This window comes from [Clostridium] innocuum (assembly GCA_012317185.1).
GTDB classification, from domain to species: Bacteria; Bacillota_I; Bacilli_A; order Erysipelotrichales; family Erysipelotrichaceae; genus Clostridium_AQ; species Clostridium_AQ innocuum.
In genome coordinates this window covers 3378653-3400117 of record CP048838.1, presented here as the reverse complement: position 1 = coordinate 3400117, position 21465 = coordinate 3378653, and the positions used below count along the sequence as shown (strand labels likewise).

Annotated in this window: 23 protein-coding genes and 2 pseudogenes; 17 read left to right on the top strand and 8 right to left on the bottom strand. The window is 45.3% G+C overall.

Features of this window, described 5'->3' with window-relative positions; genetic code table 11:
• Positions 1 to 117: 117 nt before the first annotated feature.
• The 3 genes from G4D54_16570 to G4D54_16560 form a co-directional block, all read right to left on the bottom strand.
• Positions 118 to 1701 (bottom strand): recombinase family protein, encoded by a 1584-nt coding sequence (locus G4D54_16570; GenBank protein QJA03939.1) that lies wholly within the window; start codon positions 1699 to 1701, stop codon positions 118 to 120.
• A 58-nt stretch (positions 1702 to 1759) separates the two neighbouring features.
• Positions 1760 to 1978: a hypothetical protein gene (locus tag G4D54_16565; protein ID QJA03938.1), complete on the bottom strand. Its 219-nt coding sequence runs from the start codon at positions 1976 to 1978 to the stop codon at positions 1760 to 1762.
• Between the two features lie 134 nt (positions 1979 to 2112).
• Positions 2113 to 2454, bottom strand: a complete 342-nt coding sequence (locus tag G4D54_16560; GenBank protein ID QJA03937.1) for a MobC family plasmid mobilization relaxosome protein — start codon at positions 2452 to 2454, stop codon at positions 2113 to 2115.
• Positions 2455 to 2672: 218 nt separating this feature from the next.
• Here G4D54_16560 and G4D54_16555 point away from each other — a divergent pair, with 218 nt between their 5' ends.
• The 8 genes and pseudogenes from G4D54_16555 to G4D54_16520 all read left to right on the top strand — a co-directional run bounded on the left by G4D54_16555 (position 2673) and on the right by G4D54_16520 (position 9447).
• Positions 2673 to 3290 (top strand): helix-turn-helix transcriptional regulator, encoded by a 618-nt coding sequence (locus G4D54_16555; protein QJA03936.1) that lies wholly within the window; start codon positions 2673 to 2675, stop codon positions 3288 to 3290.
• A gap of 103 nt (positions 3291 to 3393) precedes the next feature.
• The gene (locus G4D54_16550; GenBank protein ID QJA03935.1) at positions 3394 to 5169 is read left to right on the top strand and encodes an ABC transporter ATP-binding protein; all 1776 of its coding nucleotides are present in this window, start codon (positions 3394 to 3396) and stop codon (positions 5167 to 5169) included.
• Positions 5166 to 6896: an ABC transporter ATP-binding protein gene (locus tag G4D54_16545; GenBank protein ID QJA03934.1), complete on the top strand. Its 1731-nt coding sequence runs from the start codon at positions 5166 to 5168 to the stop codon at positions 6894 to 6896. The genes G4D54_16550 and G4D54_16545 overlap by 4 nt, the downstream gene beginning before the upstream one ends.
• Position 6897: 1 nt before the next feature.
• Positions 6898 to 7083: a conjugal transfer protein gene (locus tag G4D54_16540; GenBank protein ID QJA03933.1), complete on the top strand. Its 186-nt coding sequence runs from the start codon at positions 6898 to 6900 to the stop codon at positions 7081 to 7083.
• 703 nt (positions 7084 to 7786) lie between these two features.
• The gene (locus G4D54_16535; GenBank protein QJA03932.1) at positions 7787 to 7984 is read left to right on the top strand and encodes a hypothetical protein; all 198 of its coding nucleotides are present in this window, start codon (positions 7787 to 7789) and stop codon (positions 7982 to 7984) included.
• Positions 7950 to 8162 (top strand): helix-turn-helix domain-containing protein, encoded by a 213-nt coding sequence (locus tag G4D54_16530; protein QJA05221.1) that lies wholly within the window; start codon positions 7950 to 7952, stop codon positions 8160 to 8162. Before G4D54_16535 ends, G4D54_16530 begins: the two co-directional genes overlap by 35 nt.
• 319 nt (positions 8163 to 8481) lie before the next feature.
• Positions 8482 to 8997 (top strand): annotated as a pseudogene (locus G4D54_16525) (hypothetical protein).
• A 208-nt stretch (positions 8998 to 9205) separates the two neighbouring features.
• Positions 9206 to 9447 (top strand): annotated as a pseudogene (locus G4D54_16520) (hypothetical protein).
• Positions 9448 to 9477: 30 nt separating this feature from the next.
• Here G4D54_16520 and G4D54_16515 read toward each other — a convergent pair.
• The 4 genes from G4D54_16515 to G4D54_16500 all read right to left on the bottom strand — a co-directional run bounded on the left by G4D54_16515 (position 9478) and on the right by G4D54_16500 (position 11768).
• Entirely contained in the window at positions 9478 to 9864 is a 387-nt protein-coding gene (locus G4D54_16515) for a hypothetical protein (protein ID QJA03931.1), read from the bottom strand.
• Positions 9865 to 10112: 248 nt separating this feature from the next.
• Positions 10113 to 10427, bottom strand: a complete 315-nt coding sequence (locus G4D54_16510) for a hypothetical protein (protein ID QJA03930.1) — start codon at positions 10425 to 10427, stop codon at positions 10113 to 10115.
• A 38-nt stretch (positions 10428 to 10465) separates the two neighbouring features.
• Complete coding sequence (locus tag G4D54_16505) at positions 10466 to 11266, bottom strand: helix-turn-helix transcriptional regulator (GenBank protein QJA03929.1); 801 nt, start codon at positions 11264 to 11266, stop codon at positions 10466 to 10468.
• Positions 11267 to 11321: 55 nt separating this feature from the next.
• Complete coding sequence (locus tag G4D54_16500) at positions 11322 to 11768, bottom strand: hypothetical protein (protein ID QJA03928.1); 447 nt, start codon at positions 11766 to 11768, stop codon at positions 11322 to 11324.
• Between the two features lie 453 nt (positions 11769 to 12221).
• Here G4D54_16500 and G4D54_16495 point away from each other — a divergent pair, with 453 nt between their 5' ends.
• From G4D54_16495 to G4D54_16455, 9 genes are all read left to right on the top strand, one after another.
• The gene (locus G4D54_16495) at positions 12222 to 12635 is read left to right on the top strand and encodes a conjugal transfer protein (GenBank protein QJA03927.1); all 414 of its coding nucleotides are present in this window, start codon (positions 12222 to 12224) and stop codon (positions 12633 to 12635) included.
• Between the two features lie 111 nt (positions 12636 to 12746).
• Positions 12747 to 13142: a replication initiator protein A gene (locus tag G4D54_16490; GenBank protein ID QJA03926.1), complete on the top strand. Its 396-nt coding sequence runs from the start codon at positions 12747 to 12749 to the stop codon at positions 13140 to 13142.
• Between the two features lie 183 nt (positions 13143 to 13325).
• Positions 13326 to 14267, top strand: coding sequence for a plasmid recombination protein (locus tag G4D54_16485; protein QJA03925.1), 942 nt, complete (start codon positions 13326 to 13328; stop codon positions 14265 to 14267).
• Positions 14268 to 14337: 70 nt separating this feature from the next.
• Entirely contained in the window at positions 14338 to 14529 is a 192-nt protein-coding gene (locus G4D54_16480) for a hypothetical protein (GenBank protein QJA03924.1), read from the top strand.
• A 94-nt stretch (positions 14530 to 14623) separates the two neighbouring features.
• Positions 14624 to 16135, top strand: a complete 1512-nt coding sequence (locus G4D54_16475; protein ID QJA03923.1) for a recombinase family protein — start codon at positions 14624 to 14626, stop codon at positions 16133 to 16135.
• Positions 16123 to 16737: a hypothetical protein gene (locus G4D54_16470; GenBank protein QJA03922.1), complete on the top strand. Its 615-nt coding sequence runs from the start codon at positions 16123 to 16125 to the stop codon at positions 16735 to 16737. Before G4D54_16475 ends, G4D54_16470 begins: the two co-directional genes overlap by 13 nt.
• An 83-nt stretch (positions 16738 to 16820) precedes the next feature.
• Positions 16821 to 17177, top strand: a complete 357-nt coding sequence (locus G4D54_16465) for a hypothetical protein (protein ID QJA03921.1) — start codon at positions 16821 to 16823, stop codon at positions 17175 to 17177.
• A 275-nt stretch (positions 17178 to 17452) separates the two neighbouring features.
• A complete protein-coding gene (locus G4D54_16460; GenBank protein QJA03920.1) occupies positions 17453 to 18112 on the top strand; it encodes a response regulator transcription factor in 660 nt (219 codons plus the stop codon).
• Positions 18112 to 19512, top strand: a complete 1401-nt coding sequence (locus G4D54_16455; GenBank protein QJA03919.1) for a HAMP domain-containing histidine kinase — start codon at positions 18112 to 18114, stop codon at positions 19510 to 19512. Before G4D54_16460 ends, G4D54_16455 begins: the two co-directional genes overlap by 1 nt.
• 444 nt (positions 19513 to 19956) lie before the next feature.
• On the opposite strand, the gene G4D54_16450 is transcribed toward G4D54_16455, so the two are convergent.
• Positions 19957 to 21414 (bottom strand): arylsulfatase, encoded by a 1458-nt coding sequence (locus G4D54_16450; GenBank protein ID QJA03918.1) that lies wholly within the window; start codon positions 21412 to 21414, stop codon positions 19957 to 19959.
• Positions 21415 to 21465 lie beyond the last annotated feature (51 nt).

The window sequence follows — 21465 nt, the reverse complement described above, 5'->3', positions numbered from 1 at the left end:
AGGGCGGCACTCATAAAACAGCATAAGATTGTTTTCGGGAAACGGCGTAGCTTCGGCTATGCCGTTTCTCCGTTTGATAGGTTACCCAGCAAGGACGCGGGGAGTATTCCCACAAGGTCATAGTATATCAATCTGCTGTTCCCTATGTTCGTTTGACTTGTCCGGCGTGTGAACATATACCGCCTTTACCATGTCATTCAAGACAGCGGGCGTCAGCTCGTCCAAATCGAGATACTTGCGCACCTTGTCGATAAACCTATCAATGTTTTCTGCCTGTTCTTCCTGCTGTATAATTTCTTCATTCAGTTGCAACAGCTTTTCCCGCAGTTCTTCCTGCTCCTGTTCGTAATCGTCGGAGAGCATTTGAAATCTGCTGTCAGAAATCTTTCCGTTGGCGTTATCTTCGTAAATACGCTTAAATATTCGGTCAAGTTCTTCAATACGCCGTTCGGCTTGCGTCAGTTGCCGCTGCTTCGCCGCGAGTTCTTTTTTCGCTTCGGCTTTCTGCTTCGCTCCCATAGCTTTTCTAAATCGTTCCTCATGGGTAGACACACAGGCAATCACAAGCCGCATATGAGCAAGTACACCCTGCTCCAGTACAACGGCGCGGATAAAATGCGTCGGGCAGACCTCTTTCCCTTTGAGCCTTGAAGTGGAGCAAACAAAATGATCTTGCCGCGCTTCAAAGTTCTTGCTTGTGCAGTAATACAGCTTTTCCCCACAGTCTGCGCAGCGAACAATACCAGAGAACAGATTGGTCTTTCCCGTCCTTGTCGGGCGGCGTTTGTTCTTCCGCAATTCCTGCACCAGTTCCCATGTATCAGCGTCTATGATTGCTTCGTGGGTATTCTCAAAAACAAGCTGTTTTTCTTTGGGATTGTAACAGGTCTTTTTGCTCTTATACGACTGCTTGTAGGTCTTGAAGTTCACCGTATGCCCTTGATACTCTGGCCGCTCTAAAATATCGGCTATGGTGTCGCCCGTCCAGTTGTACGGATTGTCCGGCGGCGTATTCCTCGTTGCCCTGTCTGTCCGCTGAAAATGGATAGTCGGCGTTATGACTTTATCCTCTTTCAGAATCCGGGCAATCTGCGACGGCCCGTAGCCCTCTAAACAGAGAGCAAATATCCGCTTGACTACTTCGGCGGCGGCTTCGTCCACAATCCAACGCTTTTTGTTGTCGGGGTCTTTCATGTAGCCGTAAGGCGGATTGGTACAAAGATGTTCGCCTGCTTCCCCTTTGGACTTCATCACAGCGCGTATCTTCTTGCTTGTATCGCGGCAATACCACTCGTTTATGATATTCAAAAACGGGGTAAAGTCGTTTTCCTGTTGTTGTGCGCTGTCCACGCCGTTGCTGATAGCGATAAACCGCACGCCCTTTTCAGGAAAAAGAACGTCCGTATAAAGCCCCACGCGCAGATAGTCGCGTCCAAGACGGGACATATCTTTGACAATTAAGGTCGCCACTTCGCCATTTTCAATTTTCTCAACAAGTTCGTTCCAAGAGGGTCTATCGAAATTTGCCCCGGAGTAACCGTCGTCCACAAAAAACAAGGTGTTTTTAAAGCCGTTTTCCTTTGCGTATTTACTTAAAATCGCCTTTTGATTTACAATGCTGTTGCTGTCGCCCTGTAACTCGTCGTCGCGTGATAAACGGCAATAAAGGGCGGTAATTTTGTTGTCAGACTGCCTTGACATAGAATGTTCCTCCTTTATCGGCGGGCAGTCTGACAATACAGGATTGCATATTTCTATTTTAACGCTCTTTGTTTCCATTGTCATCATCTTTCTGTAAATTATCCTGCTCCATAAGCCGTAAAACCTTGCTCGGCAACGCTCTTTGTCCGTCATAGCTGCCCGTAAAACGGTAGAGCGTCCTGCCGGATTTTATCACGACTTCACGCTTTGGCAATTCATAGGCAAGCGGATTTTTCACCACGATATGTCCGTTTTTTAGTATTCGTTTCTGTTCCATTCCTTTCCGTCCTTTCCTTTAAAATCAGCGTTTACAGTTTCGTAGCGTAGCAAGCATAGGGAACGGATAGCCGTTCCCGTAAAATGCCCGTCTGCCGCCGCCCATTTTTGCTTGTTGGGAAGTTTCCCAAACCCTCATTTTGTCAGCCCCCTAAATTGCAGAAGCAGCCGACGCTCCAATCTCCATACTTCTTCCATGAGCCGCTTTATCTCGTCCATATCGTCAACATAAATGCGTCCTGTTCCATTGATACGCCTTGCAATCTGATTGACGTTTACGCCGATTTTCTGAAGCTGCGCCGTATGCGTTTTGACCTCTTGCAAATCTAAAACAATGATGTACCCGTCAATCAGCATTTTACGGGAGTAAGCAGATAGGTTCATGGTCGGTATCTGCTTCATTTTTTCCTCTATCAACGCCCGTTCGTCCTCCGTCACTCGGACAATGATTTGCACGTTCCGTTTTCTGTTTTCCATTCGCATTTCTCCTTTCACTACCTACAACAACGCAGGGGGCGATTTTGCCGAAGTTTCTGAGAAAGATTTTTCAAAAAGTTTTCTCACTTCTTAATACGGAGAAAATCGAAAAATGCCAATTCTATAATTCAAAATTTTTCAAACTATTGACAAAGCCCCCTCTTTACTGTATCATATAACAGTGATATATAACGATGTTATATGAGAGGGGTGAGTTAATGAATGAAGTAGAGCAGACGACATTACACTTAATTCTTTCAGCCGCCATGCAGGAATTTCTTGAAAAAGGTTTCAAGTCTGCTTCCTTGAGAAACATCGTCAAAACAGCAGGTGTAACAACAGGGGCGTTATATGGCTACTACGACAGCAAAGAGGATTTATTTGAAGCATTGGTAGGTGAACATTACAACTTTTTGTTAGATTGCTTTCGCAAGGCGCAAAAAGAATTTGCAGAAATCCCATCAGAGGAACAGCCCGACAATCTTACCTCTACTTCCGGCGAATGTATGTATGAAATGCTCTTGTACGCCTATGAACATCTGAATGAATTTAAGCTCATTCTTTGTTGTTCCGAGGGAACGCACTTTTCAAAGCTGATTGATGAAATGGTGGAAATAGAAACAAAAGGCACACATGATTATTTAATGGTTCTTGAAAAGCTCGGCAGACCTGCCCCACCCATTGATGGACGGTTGGAGCATATCTTAATCACAGGAATGTTCAACACTTTTTTTGAATTGATTATACATGAAATGCCGCTTGAAGAAGCAAAGCATTATCTAAAAGAAATGAGAGCCTTTTACACCGCAGGGTGGATGAAGATTATGGGGCAATAGGCCCTATAATTTTTACATATAAGTTAGTCATCGCTAACTTAAAGAATGGATATTTGAGGTTTCCATAATCTCTTTATCATAAAAATTTTAAGGAGGTTTTTCAATGAAAAAACAGTCTAATCTATCAAGATTGATGGGTTATGCCGGAGGGCATAAAATATTGACCTATCTTTCTTGGGTACTGTCAGTCATGAGTGCGCTGTTGGCTCTTGTGCCGTTTTGGTATATATGGCGTATCATTCACGACATACTGGAAGTTTCCCCGGACTTCTCACAGGCGGGGAATGTCACAAGCTACGGCTGGTCTGCGGTATTGTTTGCGGTACTCTCTATTGTTGTCTATATCGCCGGTCTGATGTGTTCGCACATGAGCGCATTCCGGGTTGCCGCCAATATCCGAAAAGAGCTTATGCGGCACATCACAGCCCTGCCGCTGGGGGTAACAGAAAAGTACGGAAGCGGCAATCTGCGAAGGATTGTCAACACCTCAAGCGCCGCAACGGAAACCTATCTTGCACACAGGCTCCCCGACAAAGCGGGAGCGATTGCCACCCCCATAGGGCTGCTTTTCTTACTGTTTGCATTTGATTGGCGGTTAGGGCTTTTGAGCCTTGTTCCCGTTGTGCTTGGCTTTCTCATCATGATGAAAATGACCGGAAAAGACATGGCGCGGAGAATGGAGCAATACCAAAATTCACTTTCCGATATGTCAAATGAAGCTGTTGAATATGTAAGGGGCGTACCCGTAGTAAAGACTTTCGGGCAGACAATTTTTTCTTTCAAACGCTTCAGAGACGCGATAGACAATTACGAAACATGGGTAATTGCGTACACAAAGGGGCTGCGTCTACCTATGATGTTCTATACAACGGCAATCAACGGTGTATTCGCGTTTCTGATTGCCGGAGGTATTCTCTTTACAAGGGGCGGCGTAACAAATGAACTGCTGCTAAACCTTATCTTCTATATTGTGATTACTCCTGTCATTGGTATAACACTCACAAAAATTATGTTTATGAGCGAGGACGCAATGATTGTAGGGGACGCGTTAGGCAGAATTGATGAAGTGCTAAACGAAAAACCATTGTCTGAAAGCAGCGTGAATAATACCCCTAAAGACAATGGAATTACATTAGAACACGTTAGTTACAGCTATGATGGAGAAAAAAACGCGCTGAATGATGTGTCACTTCGGGTTGCACCGGGACAGGTGATTGCATTGGTAGGTGCGTCCGGCGGCGGCAAGACGACCCTTGCAAATATTGTAACAAGATTTTTTGACCCGCAAAAAGGGCGCATACTGATAGGGAATATCGACATACGCGACATTCCAAAGGAAACATTGATGAATAAGGTGTCCTTTGTATTTCAGAATAGCCGTCTTATCAAAGCGTCCATATTGGAAAATGTGCGTATGGCAAAGCCTAACGCTACACGCGAAGAAATCGCTCATGCACTGGAAGCTGCACAATGCCTGGATATTATCGAAAAATTACCGAATGGCATTGATACAGTTGTGGGTACAAACGGCGTGTACCTGTCCGGCGGTGAACAGCAAAGAATAGCGATTGCCCGCGCAATTTTGAAAAATGCGCCTATCCTAATTCTGGATGAAGCGACCGCATTTGCCGACCCCGATAATGAGGTGCGCGTACAACAGGCTTTATCCGTACTTTCAAAGAAAAAAACAGTCATTATGATTGCACACAGGCTATCGTCAATCACAGGTGCGGATTGTATTTATGTAATGCAGGACGGTGAGATTGTCGAGAGCGGCACGCATAATGAGTTGATAGAGAGAAACGGCATATTTACAAGAATGTGGAAAAATTATTCCGAAGCGGCAGAATGGAAAATTGCAAAGGAGGTAACAGCATGATTAAAACATTGCAAAGACGATTTGCGTTATCAAGGCAAGGAGCTGTCGATTTAATAAAAGGCTGTATTGCTTGCGTTTTGCAGGATATATCCTTTATGCTTCCGGTGGGGCTGCTCTATAATTTTGTCATTGACACCATGAACGGGGGCGTAAATGGAAGCCGCATTGCTTTCTATGGGGTGGGCGCTTTGGTTTGCTTATGCCTTATCTTTGTTGTAACTTGGTTTCAATATAACGCCACCTATTTAGCGACTTATGTGGAAAGCGGAGTAAGACGCATTTCGTTAGCAGAGCAGCTCCGCAAAATCCCCTTATCCTTTTTTGAAAAAAAAGACCTTGCCGATTTAACAAATTCCATTATGGGCGATTGTGCCACACTTGAACAGGCATTTTCCCATTATGTACCTGCTTTGGCAGGCTCCCTTATTTCAACAACGCTGATTGCAATTTGTCTTTTTTCTTATGATTGGCGTATGGCTCTTGCGGCTGTTTGGGTTTTGCCGATTGCATTTACAATCGTATTCTTTTCAGCCCGCATACAGGAATATTTCAACCGTAAATCCGTAGCGGCAAATGTCACGCTTGAAAGTGGCGTACAGGAGTGTATCGAAAGTTTACAGGACTTAAAGGCGAATAATGCGGAAGAAAACTACCTAAAAGGACTAAACAAGAAAATTGATTATGTGGAAAAACGGCACATTATAACAGAACTTGGAACGGCACTTTTTGTTGTTTCCTCAACATTGATATTAAAGTTTGGAATTGCTACGGTTGCGCTTGTAGGCTCTGCGCTGCTCATTCAAGGGGAGATTGATATTCCGCTGTTCTTTCTGTTTCTGCTTGTAGCTTCAAGGCTGTATGCCCCGCTGGAGGGCGCATTACAAAACCTTGCCGCAGTAATATCCACAAAAACGAACATAGACCGCATGAATGAAATCCTTGACCAGCCAGTTCAGACGGGCGGCAATACACTAACAAATAAAGGTTATGATATTGTGTTCGACCATGTAGGATTTGCTTATAATACCGGGGAAACCGTATTGAAAGATGTGTCTTTTACGGCAAAACAAGGAGAAGTTACCGCTTTAGTCGGACCGTCCGGCGGCGGCAAAACTACGGTGTCACGTCTTGCCGCCCGGTTTTGGGATATAAGCAAAGGTAATATCACTGTCGGAGGTATGGATATATCGAAAATAGAGCCGGAAACACTGTTATCACTGTACTCTATCGTGTTTCAAGACGTGACGCTGTTTAACAATACAATCATGGAAAATATCAGAATAGGCAGAAAGGACGCAACAGATGAAGAAGTGATTGCAGCGGCAAGATTAGCAAATTGTGAAGAATTTGCGGTAAAGCTCCCGGACGGTTATCACAGTATGATTGGTGAAAACGGCTGTGAACTGTCCGGCGGTGAAAGGCAGCGTATTTCAATCGCCCGCGCTTTCCTCAAAAATTCTCCTATCATCTTACTTGATGAAGCAACGGCAAGCCTTGATGTGGAAAACGAAACATTGATACAGGCTGCTTTGTCAAGGCTGATAAAGGATAAGACCGTACTTGTTATCGCCCACCGTATGCGTACCGTAAGCGGCGCGGATAAAGTAGTTGTTCTTTCGGACGGTTCCGTTGCGGAACAGGGATTGCCGGAAGAACTGATGAAAACAGGGAAAATATATCCTCACATGGTAGAACTGCAAATGATCAGTCAGGATTGGGGTATTTAACATGAGTACCGAATGGGTAATATGCCCCATATGTCAAAGTAAAACGAGGTTGAAAATACGGGAAGATACGATACTTGAAAACTTCCCTCTATACTGCCCGAAGTGCAAGCAGGAAACCTTAATCAATGTAAAACAACTAAATACGTCAGTTATCAAAGAGCCAGACGCAAAGACGCAGAGCCGATAACACGCAGATATAAAATGCGGTTGTCGGCTCTTTACTTTTTTGACAACCTATGTGATTGCTGACAGATTGCAACTTATAAAACCGTTGCTTGTTGGCGAATTGCGGTTGCAGCATTAGGCGACAGTTTTATGAAAATAAAGCCGCCGTTTTCCTTTTGCAGAATTGGATTTGCGGGGACGTGATAAAGTCGCCCATTTTTAAGGACATGGCGGTATCAAGGAGGTATCGCTATGTCCGCTTTATATCAATACTGTTTTCCAATCAGTAGCTTATCAAAAAAAGCCCGTTCCTACCTACGGGATATTGCGACTATCAAGAGGAACTCTCACATCATCATAAATGCATTATCACATTATATAGCATAACCGTCTGTTCAGTTTTGCGCTGCACAGGCGGTTTTGTTATAGCCCTCATTCCAAACGGAAAGGGGGTGAGAATGATGTTATCCACAGAATACAGAGAAAGTATCGAACGCCGCTTTTACGCATTTTGCAAAGCTGTATTGCACAATGAAGCCTGTAATTATTACAGGGAAAGGAAACACAGAACACAGCGCGAGATATCCTTTGAATACTTGCAATAGAACACGTCTTTTGCGCCTCACAGTGTAGACGAATACTTTGTCTTACAGGACAAGTCGACTGCCTTTGCAGTCAACGGGCAGACGGTTATTATTGACAGCGAGAAGTTAGCAAAAGCCTTGTTGTGCCTATCGGAACGTCGGCGGGAAATTATCCTTATGCGCTATTATCTGCAATTAAGAGATAAGCAGATTGGGGCGTTATTGGGAAAGCCACGCACAACGGTCAACTATCAGAAAAACGCAGCTTTGAAACAGTTGCGGACAGAAATGGAGAAGATGAATGATGAGGAACAGCAAATACAACCTTGTTCCCTATGAAGTGATTGAAAGAGCAATCACAGGCGATACCGCCGCGCTCCTTGCGGTACAGGAACAACACAAAGCCTACATAGGCAGATTAAGCGGAGGAAACGCCGATATGCAAGAGCGATTAAATGCAAAGCTGCTCATGGCGGTTTTGAAGTTCCGACTGGACTATCAGCCGCCGAGCAAATAGCAAAGCCATGAAAAACCGTCAAGGGTCAAGATAAACGGGCTGCGCCCGCCCTTGACGGCTTTTCATGTCCTTGCTATGGGACAATCAAGAGGGCGCAAACGGATAGACCGCTTGCGCCCTCTCTAAATTATGGGGTTTTCTGTTACGCAGTAGGGGCTAAGAAAGCCTTTATTCATGCGGCTTTGCAAAGGTAAAATGAGGGTAGGAAAGGGTTTTATACGCGTACCCCTTAAAATGGCGTTCTACTGCGTGACAAGTGTAAGTAATAGTAGTATAATGTCATTATAGTAGAAAAATTAGGAAACGGAGGACAAATGCCATGTTTTTCTCTGAAAAATTTCAAGTTAGTAGTGACTTGATAAAAGACTATGGCGCAGTCGATATATCCTTAGTATGTGATATTCCTCTGTTCATTGACCCAATGCTGATATTTAATAGTGAAAAAAATGTTTATAAAGAGTTACACAATCAAATTATCCGTTATTTTCATTTCCTTTACATGAAAGCAGAGCAAGGGCTATCAAAAAAAGAAATCAATGCATGGTTTAATTTTAGCGAAGTACCTAATAATTGGCTTGGATATGCGTTAGTCGGAAATAAGGGGTTAGCATTGGGAGATAAATATGCTAAGTTTCTGTATGAGAATATATCATTTGCATTAAATACACATGGCATATCTCAATCCCAGCATATTGAAAAAGCAATGCTTCTTTATGATGGCAGCGGAAAAGATAAAATTAGTGACTTAACAGTAAATCTGATAAAAGGATTTCTATGCGAGTATACTGAACAGTTTGCCAAAGAATATATTCAACCACAGTTTATAAAACTCTTTAGGTCAGTTTACAAGGAACTACACCCAGACCACGAAACGGGGGCTGCTGACAACAAATAAAGGCTGAGTATCAAGCACCGGGAAAGTGCGAGATATTCAGCCTGTTTTGTTGTCCGGGGTTTCCAAAGGGGGCAACGCCCCCTTTTGGCACACGACTTTGCGTAGCAAAGTGTAGTGTGTTATACGCTCTGTCGGCGTTGCTGCGAAAATGAGGTTGCCGCCGGGTCGGGCAAGGGCATTTGAAGCAGCAGGAAAACAGGGCTGTGATTGCGTGTCGTGGAGCCGCAAGCGCAGGGCTGGTTTCGTCAGCAGACAGGGCGTATATGAAAGCCCCCGTTCCTCGTCCCACGCCGGACTTCGGGACAAAATGTCCCGAACTTGTGGACACACTCACAAAAAAGCAAACAGATTTTTCTCTCAAAATTGGAATGGGCGGGGAAGCCATTTTAGGGCTTTGCTATCTCCCTGATAAATGAGAAGTTAAGTTTCGTCCATATATATTTTTACCTCGATGTATTCATGATTTCTTGCATAAGCAAACGACGCTGATTTTCTGATATAGTCAAATATATTTTCGTCTAAATCTTCGTCCCATGTTGTTTCGCTGAAAATTTTATTTTCAGCGGTTGGCTCATACAAGATGTCCACATGGATTTGATAAAACTCTTCATCATCATTTGAAAACTGTCGTACTAATGAAATTTGAAAAAACGGTTCTTTTGAAAAATCAGTAAATGTTCCGGTTTCAAATAAAACCATATCTTCTTCAAGAGGTGTGCTGCACATCTGCTCAAACACATCAACAATTCCTTCCACCGGCATTTTATCAGTTATCTTTTCTTCCAAAAATTTAATTAAATTTTCCATTGATTTTCCTCCTGTAAATTCTTATTTATTGTTCTCTACTTCCGTCCCCGCTGTGGATTTGGATTTTTCAGCAAATCTGACTTATCAGTTCTTAGAAATGGGCGGGAAGCCGTTTTAGGGCTTTCCCGCCTTGATTGCCCATCAGCAAAGGCGGGCGGGGCTGTCAATGGCGGCGCATTTGTGCGCCGTTCATCTTGACCGTTGACTGGCTCGGCTGGATTTGCTATCTCCCTCGATAAATGGGAATGTTAAGTAGCCGTTAGGCTTTCGTTATAAATTCCTGTATTCCATATTTCGTCAAATTTACCTTTAGAAATAATAGTTGCATAAAAGCCCTCTCCCCAAACCTTTTCGTTTAATTCATCAACGGTTGGAATTGGACACACTTCTACAACATCACAATATAGGTCATTATAAAACTTTACTGTCCTGTCTACAAAAATTTCTATCGCTCTTAGGGCAAAACGGTCATCATTCACATCGACTTCATAAAAATATACCATCGGCATATCATCAGATTCGTATTCCATAAATAGCTGTATATACTCAATATTCCTTTCCATGATAATTACCTCATAGCAACTCCCGATTTGTCGCTCTCTTACTTTCTCCCCCGCTGTGGGTTTGGATTTTTCAGCAAGTCCGACTTCTGTGCAATCTTTTTCAGCCACTTCTTTTCTTCCTCGGATAGCTTTTTCAAATTCAATTTGAGCCGCTTACAGATAAACGCCAAAGCTGCTTGCTCCGGGTCGCTGTCTGGGCTGGCGGTTTCCTCGGCGGTCTGCAAAAAATCTTCCAGAGGATTGTCCTCCGGGACGCTGAAAAAATCGTCCTTATGTGCTTCCCGCAGGTCGAGGGCTATGCCGTTTATGTCCTGCTGTATCACATAGCGGCAAAAGCTGTCATCGTCAATATGGGCGGCGATAAGCTGTCGTAACTGCGGGTCGGACAAGCCGGGATTGTACTGCTTCATAATGGTTGCGCTTACAGCATCTACAATGGCGTTTGCACTCTGCACTTGTTTGCCAGCAATACCGTTCACATAGATTTCGAGGTCAGCCATCAGCCGGGGAAAATCCGGGTGTACCGCCAGTTCACACAAGAGGGAATTATCCACCCGCCCGCTTTTCAGCAGTTCAATCATATCATCACTCAAATGCAGGTCTGCAAGATCGGCATTTGGGTGATTTTTTGTTTTAGAGCGTCCCAGCAGGTAATCAACGGTCACTTCATAAACCTTTGCCAGCTGGATAAGGGCATGGTGGCTGATGTCTTTGAGATTGTCTCCCTCATAACTGCCTAAAGCAGATTTGGAAAGATGAGTTTCCTCCGCAAGCTGTTCCAGCGTCAGCCCTCGTTCCACACGCAGGTCTTTTAGGCGTTCCTGTATGGATAGTTCCATGCTCTCCCCCCTGTCTGCCCAATAAATGGGAATAGCTGTTTTCTCATGTTTTAATTTATTTCTGTTCTGTGTAATGAATACAAATACCACTACTGCACGAGCGCGGGTCAAAGTAAGATGAAATAGAACCCCATGAAAACAAGTTTTCTTCGTTCTTCAAACCACAAAACCTCATGAGCCATTCATCACAATACCTTTTATCTTTCTGAGCTTCTTCGGGTGTCCAGCATTCCCAATGCAGAATAGCATTTAAGTCAAAGTGCTGCGGATATAGATTAACAAATTCAAGATTTTTCTGTGGATTGAAGCAAAAATAAACAGGGATTTTGTTGTCATAAACTTTTTCTTTTATATCGTACCATATATATCCATTTCTCATATCTCTGATTTGTGTGATTTTATCTTTTGGAAAATCAGAAATAAAGTCAGCATAATGCAATAACGGTGATACTGTTATATTCAGTTCAGGGAAAGTAATCTTTCCTGTTTGTAACTCAATCAAATAGGCTTCCCCCTTTCCAAACGCCGATTTGTCTCTTTGTACTTATCATTTTACCACAATTCCGAGAGCGTGGAAATAGGCAGTTTTTTGGGCGGATTTCCTACCTTTCGGATATACGGGACGGGCGGTCTTTTAGGTGTAGACTTAGGGTAGTTCATCGATGAGCCGCACCTTGAAAACCGAATGACCGTCCGAAAAGGAATACCCCGGCAGGGGAAGCACCGCAACGAGCCACTTCGGGACAAAATGTCCCGAAGTCCGGGGAGCGTGCCAACGCCGGAACACGCCGCCATTGTCGGGATCCCCGCAAAGCCGCATGGCTTTGTGGGGAGAGGAGGAGCAGCGGAGCGAGTGAGTTTTGCCGCTTGCGGTGAAACGAACGATACGCAGCTTGCGACGACGAGGCAGGAAGCCTTTTCGGGGAGAACGGCTAAGGAAAAATGGAGGGAACACATGAAAGAGAACCCATATAAACGACTGCCGCCCATAGAGCGCAAGCCGGACGGTTCCCTTTACCGCATGACACCGGCACAGAGGAAACAGGCAAACGCCCTGATCCGCCGGGAGTGCTGCTGTTATGAGGACGGGAACTGTATGCTCCTTGACGATGGGGATACCCACACCTGCCCCCAGACCATTTCTTTCTCGGTCTGCTGTAAGTGGTTCCGCTGGTCGGTCTTGCCGCAAATCGGAACGCTGGAAGCAGAGATTTTCCGGGATAAGGAGCTAAAACGCTGTGCGGTCTGCGGCAGAGTGTTCGTCCCAAAGTCCAACCGGGCGAAATACTGTCCCGACTGTGCCGCCGGAGTTCACAGGCGGCAGAAAACAGAAAGTGAACGGAAAAGGAGGTCTACTGTGGACAGTTAGGGGCTGAAAAGTCCTTGATTTACAAGGCTTTGCAAGCACAGAACAGGGGCAGGCAATAGAAACTACCGCCTGCTCCCGGAAACGGGCTTCTAACCGTCCACAAAACACGATATGACAAACACCATTTATATCCATCAGCCGGAAAAGGCGGTCAGCTTTACCCGGCTTCCGAATTTCCTTTTTGAAGCCCCCACATTCACGCCACTGTCCAACGAAGCAAAGGTACTGTATGCCTTTATCCTGCGCCGGACAGACCTATCCCGAAAAAACGGGTGGGCGGACGAATACGGGCGCATTTACCTCTACTATCCCATTAACGAGGTAGTGGAGCTGCTCCACTGCGGGCGGCAGAAGGCGGTCAATACCCTGCGGGAGCTGCAATATGCCGGACTGGTGGAAATCCAGAAGCAGGGCTGTGGAAAACCCAACCGCATTTACCCAAAATCCTACGAAGCGGTTCCAAACACCGACTTCAAGAAATCCAGTTATGGAACGCCAGAGGACTGAAAACTGCACTCATAGAGTACGATAATCAATCCTCTTGAAGTACGAAAATCGGACGGTATATAGAAATACAGAAATAAAAATATTGATTTATATTCTATCCATTCCCTTCCTATCCGAGATATTTTCTGCGGGATTTTCCTGTGGAAAAGTCCCGGAAAGGAACGGAATGGGGAAAGGAGTTTCATGGCACAACATGCAATTTTGCGATTTGAAAAACACAAGGGCAATCCGGCAAGACCACTGGAAGCCCATCACGAACGGCAAAAGGAACAGTACGCCAGCAATCCCGACATTGACACCAGCCGGAGCAAGTACAATTTCCACATCGTCAAGCCAGAGGGCAGGTACTACCACTTTATCCAGAACCGTATTGAACAAGCGGGCTGCCGCACCCGCAGGGACAGCACCCGGTTTGTGGATACGCTGATTACCGCCAGCCCGGAGTTTTTCAAGAAGAAATCCCCAAAGGAGATACAGGAATTTTGCCAGAGGGCGGCTGATTTCTTAATCGGGCGGGTAGGAAAAGAAAATATCGTGTCGGCGGTGGTACACATGGACGAGAAAACACCCCACCTACATTTGGTCTTTGTTCCGCTGACAGAGGACAACCGCCTGTGTGCAAAGGAGATTATAGGGAATAGAGCCAACCTCACAAAATGGCAGGACGATTTTCACGCTTATATGGTGGAGAAATATCCCGACTTGGAGCGTGGGGAAAGTGCCAGTAAGACAGGCAGGAAGCATATCCCCACCCGTCTGTTCAAACAGGCGGTCAATCTCTCCAAACAGGCAAGAGCCATTGAAGCCACGCTGGACGGTATTAACCCGCTGAATGCTGGAAAGAAAAAAGAGGAAGCCCTCTCCCTGCTGAAAAAGTGGTTTCCGCAGATGGAGAACTTCTCCGGTCAGCTCAAAAAATACAAGGTCACGATAAGCGACCTTTTGGCAGAAAATGAACAGTTGGAAGCCAAAGCCAAAGCCAGCGAAAAAGGCAAGATGAAAGATACGATGGAACGGGCAAAGCTGGAAAGCGAGCTGAAAGACATTCAGCGGCTGGTAGACCGTATCCCGCCGGAGGTGCTGGCAGAACTGAAACGGCAGCAGCGGCACACAAGGGAACGGTGATTGATGACAGAAAACATTTCACGCCGCAGCATGGCGGCACTGCACTTTGAAAATTAAATATGGAGGTACTATGGAGCATATCAGATACAAGAAAGAAACCGAAGTCGTGACTTTTCAGGGAAAGGAAATCACGCTGGAAAATCTCTCCCCGGTGTTCACGCCGGAGCAGGAAGCGGCAAAACGCCGGGAGCTGGAACAGCAGCTTTATGAGGTGTTCCGCAAGTATGCCGACAAACGGCAGAGTGAGGAAGCCGGGGCATAAGGTTTTCCGAAGCCATCATTGATTTGCGGGGCTGCTGGCGGTATAATAAAACTGTCAGCAGCTCCGTTTCTTTTTTAAGAAAAGGAGCGACAATATGAACAATCGAATAGACGCAATCTATGCAAGACAATCGGTAGACAAAAAGGACAGCATTTCCATTGAAAGCCAGATTGAATTTTGCAAATATGAATTGAAAGGCGGTAACTGCAAGGAATACACAGACAAAGGGTACAGCGGCAAAAACACAGACCGTCCGAAGTTTCAAGAACTGGTACGGGACATCAAGCGGGGCTTGATTGCAAAGGTCGTGGTTTACAAACTCGACCGTATCAGCCGTTCTATTCTGGACTTTGCCAACATGATGGAGCTGTTCCAACAGTACAATGTGGAGTTTGTGTCCTCTACGGAGAAGTTTGACACCTCCACGCCGATGGGGCGGGCGATGCTGAATATCTGTATCGTGTTCGCCCAGCTTGAGAGGGAAACCATACAGAAGCGGGTAACGGACGCTTACTATTCCCGCAGCCAGCGAGGCTTCAAGATGGGTGGGAAAGCCCCTTACGGCTTTCATACAGAGCCGATTAAGATGGACGGTATCAACACAAAAAAGCTGGTGGTAAATCCAGACGAAGCGGCAAATATCCGGCTGATGTTTGAGATGTACGCCCAGCCCACTACCTCCTACGGGGACATTACCCGGTACTTTGCCGAACAGGGCATTTTGTTCCATGGCAAAGAGCTGATACGCCCCACGCTGGCGCAGATGTTACGCAATCCTGTCTATGTGCAGGCAGACCTTGATGTGTACGAATTTTTCAAAAGTCAAGGAACAGTCATTGTCAATGACGCTGCCGATTTTACTGGCATGAACGGCTGCTATCTGTATCAAGGGCGGGATGTGAAGCCCAGCAAAAAGAACGACTTGAAAGACCAAATGCTGGTACTGGCTCCCCATGAGGGCATTGTCCCCTCCGACATCTGGCTGACCTGCCGCAAGAAGCTGATGAACAACATGAAAATCCAGTCTGCCCGAAAAGCCACCCATACATGGCTGGCGGGAAAAATCAAGTGCGGAAACTGCGGGTATGCCCTTATGAGCATTAACAATCCTGTGGGAAAGCAATATCTCCGCTGCACAAAGCGGCTGGACAATAAAAGCTGTGCCGGGTGCGGGAAAATCATCACTTCGGAGCTGGAAACGGTTGTTTATCAGCAGATGATAAAGAAACTGGCAAGCTACAAGACGCTGACAGGCAGAAAGAAAGCGGCAAAGGCAAACCCGAAAATTGCCGCCCTGCAAGTGGATCTTGCCCATGTGGACAGCGAGATTGAAAAGCTGGTGGACAGTCTGACGGGTGCAAACAATGTCCTGCTCTCCTATGTGAATGTGAAGATAGCAGAACTGGACGGGCGCAAGCAGGACCTTCTGGCGAGGATAGCGGAACTAACGGTGGAAGCCATTAGCCCGGAACAGGTCAGCCAGATTTCCGGCTACCTCGACACTTGGGAGAATGTATCTTTTGACGACAAGCGGCGTGTGGTGGATTTGATGATTACCACCGTAGCCGCCACAAGCGACAGCTTGAATATCACATGGAAAATCTGACGGGTGGAACCCCTCCCGTCAGATACCTACCCTGTGTAGTCCCTTGTAAACTGTACTTTCCTGTTGATAAAGCTTATTTCAATTATGATACTGAAAGTTTTATTAGCAAAGAGTTTGCACTTCCTTTTGTGTATGATGAAAAAGGAATACCAGAATATGTTCTGCTAACTCCTTTTGACATTTTGCGTGAAGATGAACCCTCAATAAACAAAGCTGATTTTTACAACAGTTATGACCGCATTCGCACGGTGATTGAAAATGATACCTTACGAGCATATGTTAATAATTATATTGGATTAGCTGTTAGACGGTATGAAGAAAACCAAAGGAGAAATAGGAAGCCTATCAAAGAAAAGTCCATAAGCAAAATTGAGAAAGAAGCTTTTAGTGAGTTGGTAAGGGAATATCCAGAACTATATGATTATTATATCAAATTGCGAGAAGCTGACACAGATGAAATACGCTTAAAGTGTATGACAGAATTAAATTTGCAATTAGAGCGTCTGTTAGTGTCTTCCAAAAACATAATATCCATTTTTGAAAATTCAAATTATCAATTTGACGAATATCTGTCGGCAAGAGAGGAGCAAAACAAAGATTAAAGTTTTTTAAGCATATAATTGAAGATTGCGACGGATACAAAAATCTATATGTTAAAGGGAAACAAATTGCAAAGGAAAATGATTTGCAAAGACTCTTCCGCTTTGTTTGGTATGGTACGAACTATAAAGTAGACGCAGAGCCTAATAACGGAAGAGGACAAGCCGACTTCATAATTTCAATGGGGCAAAAAAATCAAAGTATTGTCGAGTTTAAATTGGCGAGCAACTCAGCATTAGCACATGTATTTACACAAGTGAAGATATACGAAGCTGCAAATTGTAGCGATGGTAGCTTGATTGCAATATTTTGCTTCTCTGAAAGTGAATATCTTTATTCGGAACAAATTGTTAAAGCTGCTGGGTATGAAAACATGATTGGCGAGTCAATTTACTTAATCGATTGTAGAAATGACAACAAGCCGTCTGCTTCAATAGCTTAAATGCAAAAAATAGGCGTATCGCTTTGACGATACGCCTACTTTTCTGCACCCTGTATGGCAGCTACCCTATTTCAGTTTGTTGGTTGATACTGTTTTATGAGTAGCTACCTTTTGGGGGAGTCTTTTTACGTTTCCCGGGAAATGTCGAGAAATGTCGGAAATTGAGTGGAAACACAGCGGCAAATGTGAGAAATCCATGTGAAAAGCAGCTACTTTGAAAAATAGCTTTTTTTTTCACATAATTTAGTCTAAAATAGGGGTATGAGGTGATGTTAATGAAGAAAGTAATCTGCGTTGTCGAGGATGAAAAGGCCATCAACGACCTGGTGAATCAGTATTTAAAAAAGGAAGGCTATGAAGTACGTTCTTATTATACATATGAAGAAGCAAGTGCGCATGTAATGGATGATGATGTGCATTTATGGATTCTGGATATCATGCTGGATGACAAGAGCGGTTTTGATCTGATTGAGGAAATCCGCCTTCAGGGGAGGGATATCCCTGTTATTTTCATGTCTGCCAGAGATAAGGAATTTGACCGTATCATCGGTTTGGAAAAAGGAAGCGATGACTATATCACGAAGCCCTTTTCCCCAAAGGAGCTGGTGTTGCGTGTAAACAATGTCATCAAGCGCGTCTATAAGGATGACAACAACCGGATCATGGTGGACGGCTATGAGCTGGATGAGGAACAGCGCAAGGTGTTTGATCACGGTGTGGAAATCGATCTGACAACCAAGGAATTTGATCTGCTGATGCTGTTTATCAAAAACAAGGGAATGGCGTTCAACCGGGATAAGATTCTGACCAGTGTATGGGAGGAAAATTATTTCGGAAGTGACCGTGTTGTGGATGATACGCTGCGAAGACTGCGTAAGAAGCTTCCGAATCTGAACATTCATACCATTTACGGTTACGGATACCGTTTAGGATAATGAAGCGTTTTAATGAATTTGTCAAGCGGCTGTCACTGACACAGCAGCTGTTTGCCCTAATCTTTTTCTTTGTCACATTTTTTGCGGTCTTCTTCTTTGTCTACATCAACGGCAATGTGACCACTGTGATACGTGAACAGATGTATGGTACTCTGGATTCGACGCTGCAAAGCTGGGCTATGAGTGATAGTACCAATGATGAACAGCGCCAGCTGATCAACTCCGCAGCCGGTATCGATATCTTTATGGTGCGGGTGGATAAGACGCTGGATGGTGCCACGCATGTTACGCTGGCAGGTAAAAACACCTCGGATATGGATTTGAACAGCTCTGAATGGAAAGCCATTGCACAGGACATTCTGAGTATCAATGCCCGTTATACGGCAGGCGATAAGATTCATCACGGAATCGTGAAGAAGGTCAGCGGAGATCGGGATTCCTACTACAGCATTTACAAGGTGGCAGATGACCAGCTGCTTGTTAGCAAGATGTACAGCGACAATATGGGCAAGCTGGAGAACTCACTGATTAACAGCGTTGTCTATATCACGGTGATAGTTGTCGGCTTCTTCTTCATCATTATGATGATGTGGGTACTGACGCTGATTCACCCCCTGAATCAGATACGAAACTATATCGAACGTGTCAAGCTTGGCAAGGATGCGGACCTGCGTGTAAACCGGCGGGATGAGATCGGCGAGCTGGCGGATGCACTTGTAAGCATGCGGGAAGAGCTGCGCAAGCAGGAAAAGACGAAGGAAGAAATGATTCACAATATTTCCCATGACCTGAAAACACCGATTGCGACGATCAAAAGCTACGGTGAAAGCATCAAGGACGGTATTTATCCGTATGATACACTGGAGAAAAGCGTCGATGTTATTATTGAAAATGCCGACCGGCTGGAACAGAAGGTACATTCCCTGCTGTTCATGAACCGCGTGGAATATTTGATTTCTCAGGATTGTGAGGGAATCGGCTCCAATATGGAGGAAATCGTGGAAACGGTTGTGCAGAACACCAGATTCATCCGCTCGGATATTCAGATCCTGACAAATCTAGAGGAGGTTTACTTTGACGGACTGGCAGAGCCGTGGCGCGTAGTCGTGGAGAATATTATTGAAAATGCATTGCGGTATGCGAAAACAACGATTGATATCCATCTGAGTGAGGAAGAGGGTCTGACCATTTCCAATGACGGACCTTGTATGGATGAGGATCGCCTGAAGGTGCTGTTTAAGCCGTATGAGATGGGAAAGGGCGGAAAATTCGGTCTGGGTCTGTCGATTGTGGCAAAGGTTGTCAGTGCCAATGGCTATGAGGTTGTCGGAGAGAATATGGCAGAGGGAGTTATCTTCCGTATTTACAAGCCGAAAAATCCGGTAAAAAAAGGACGGTAGAAACGCTCGGATACCATGTGCTTCAGTTTCCATGCGTAGGAAAGCTGGAAAATGTCTGTGATGATATCGAAGTTCTTACTCAACTGAGGGTAAATTTAAAAAAGGGAGAATGTAACACTATTGTAATTATCAATAGAAGTTGAATTCTCCCTTTTCCAACACCTAAAGTAAGAAGGAACCCATATCGGCGCAGACCTTCTTGGATGTTATCCGTACAATGGAATACCCGACTCTTGTCTACTCATGCTTTGTACAGGAGGCTGCCTGTGCTTTCCATTCATATGCATGCCGCCTGTTTTTTTATTGTGGCTGCATTGGCTCTTGGACTTTATCATGAGGGTGAGGTCTTCAAGGTAAACAGATATGCAGCACGTTATCCATCATACTGCTGTATGTATCAACAGCAGGTTGCCCAGGGCATAAAAAAACCGCAGTTTCCTGCGGTTAGTAATCATGCACATTCTGTAGGATGTCCTGTGCCTTGCGGCAGATCAGTCTGGTGCCGTCGCTAAACCCTTCCTCTCGATTCTCTAGTGTTTGAATGAGGATGCCACGAAGCTCGCTTATACGTGACTGATACTCCTCATCCAGGATGGCGTTGTGTGTTTCCTGCGGATCCCGGCTCAGGTCAAAATACTGTTCCTCGCCTGTTTCACTGTACCATATAAATTTATCCTGTTGAGTAACGATATAGTGATTGGAGAGCTTATCGTGAAAGCTGTGTTCTCCGTGCAGATAGCTTCGCACAGATTCAGCTTCCTGCAGGATACAATCCTTCAAAGAGCATCCATCCACCGTATGGGGGATTTGCAGCCCGCACAGATCCAGCAGCGTCGGCATGACATCGCGCAGCTCCGTAATGCCATTGACAGTATGTGGTACGATATCCGCTATATGCTTACCGATATGCACAAGGAACGGAATATGGGTGCTTCCTTCATATGGAAAGACCTTGCGCCATAAATTATGGTCAAACAGCATCTCTCCGTGATCACTGGTAAACAAGATGATGGTATCGTCATAGACGCCGTCTTCCTTCAGCGTTGTCAGGATGCGGCCCAGCTGATGGTCAACATGGGTGATTGCCGCATAGTAGCCGGCCATGGCATCCTTTCGCATAGCAGCATCACAGCAGCCGTATATGGAGTCTGAAATTCTGCCAGCCGCACCTGCTCCGTTTTGCGGATCCCAGTCACCGCTAGCCGGTGAGCGAAGCTCTTTATCCTTATACATATCAAAATATGCTTTAGGAGGATCTAAGGGCTGATGCGGACGAACAAAGGAGGACATGAGGAAAAACGGCCGGGTGCGATCCCGTGTTTTTAAAAAGCGAATACTTTTATCTGCAACCCAGTTGGTCGGATGCAGGCGCTCTTCATAAATCCAGGGATGCGTTACCCAGGAATTGCATTCCGCTCCGCTGGTATTGATGTCTGCATCTTCTCCCAGCACATTGCGCAGATCCTGCAAATAATCATCACTGACATCCTGATGCATCCAGTGCGGAATATCCAGGCTGCGATAACAGCCCAGATAACCGTCGTGGAGCTGCAGATTCTGAAAGCCGCAGGTCAGTCTTGGAGGATGTACATGCATCTTGCCTATGCACTGCGTCTGATAGCCGCTGTTTGAAAATTCCTCAGCCATATAATGCTGATAACGCCACTCCACCTCGTCAAGATAACCGACGCGTCCATGCCGCTTTTGACTTCTTCCCGTCATCAGGGCGGCCCGTGCGGGGATACAGCTTGGCGTGGCTGAATAAGCATGGGAGAAAAAGACACCAGCCGCAGCCAGGGAATCCAGATAAGGGGTTTTAACATCCGGATGGTTCGCAAAGGATAAAGCATCCCCCCGAAACTGATCACAGACAATCAATAGTACGTTCACATTCTGTTTCATAATTTCACCTTCTAACGTTCATTATATAGGAAAGAGTGGAAAAAGGAAATG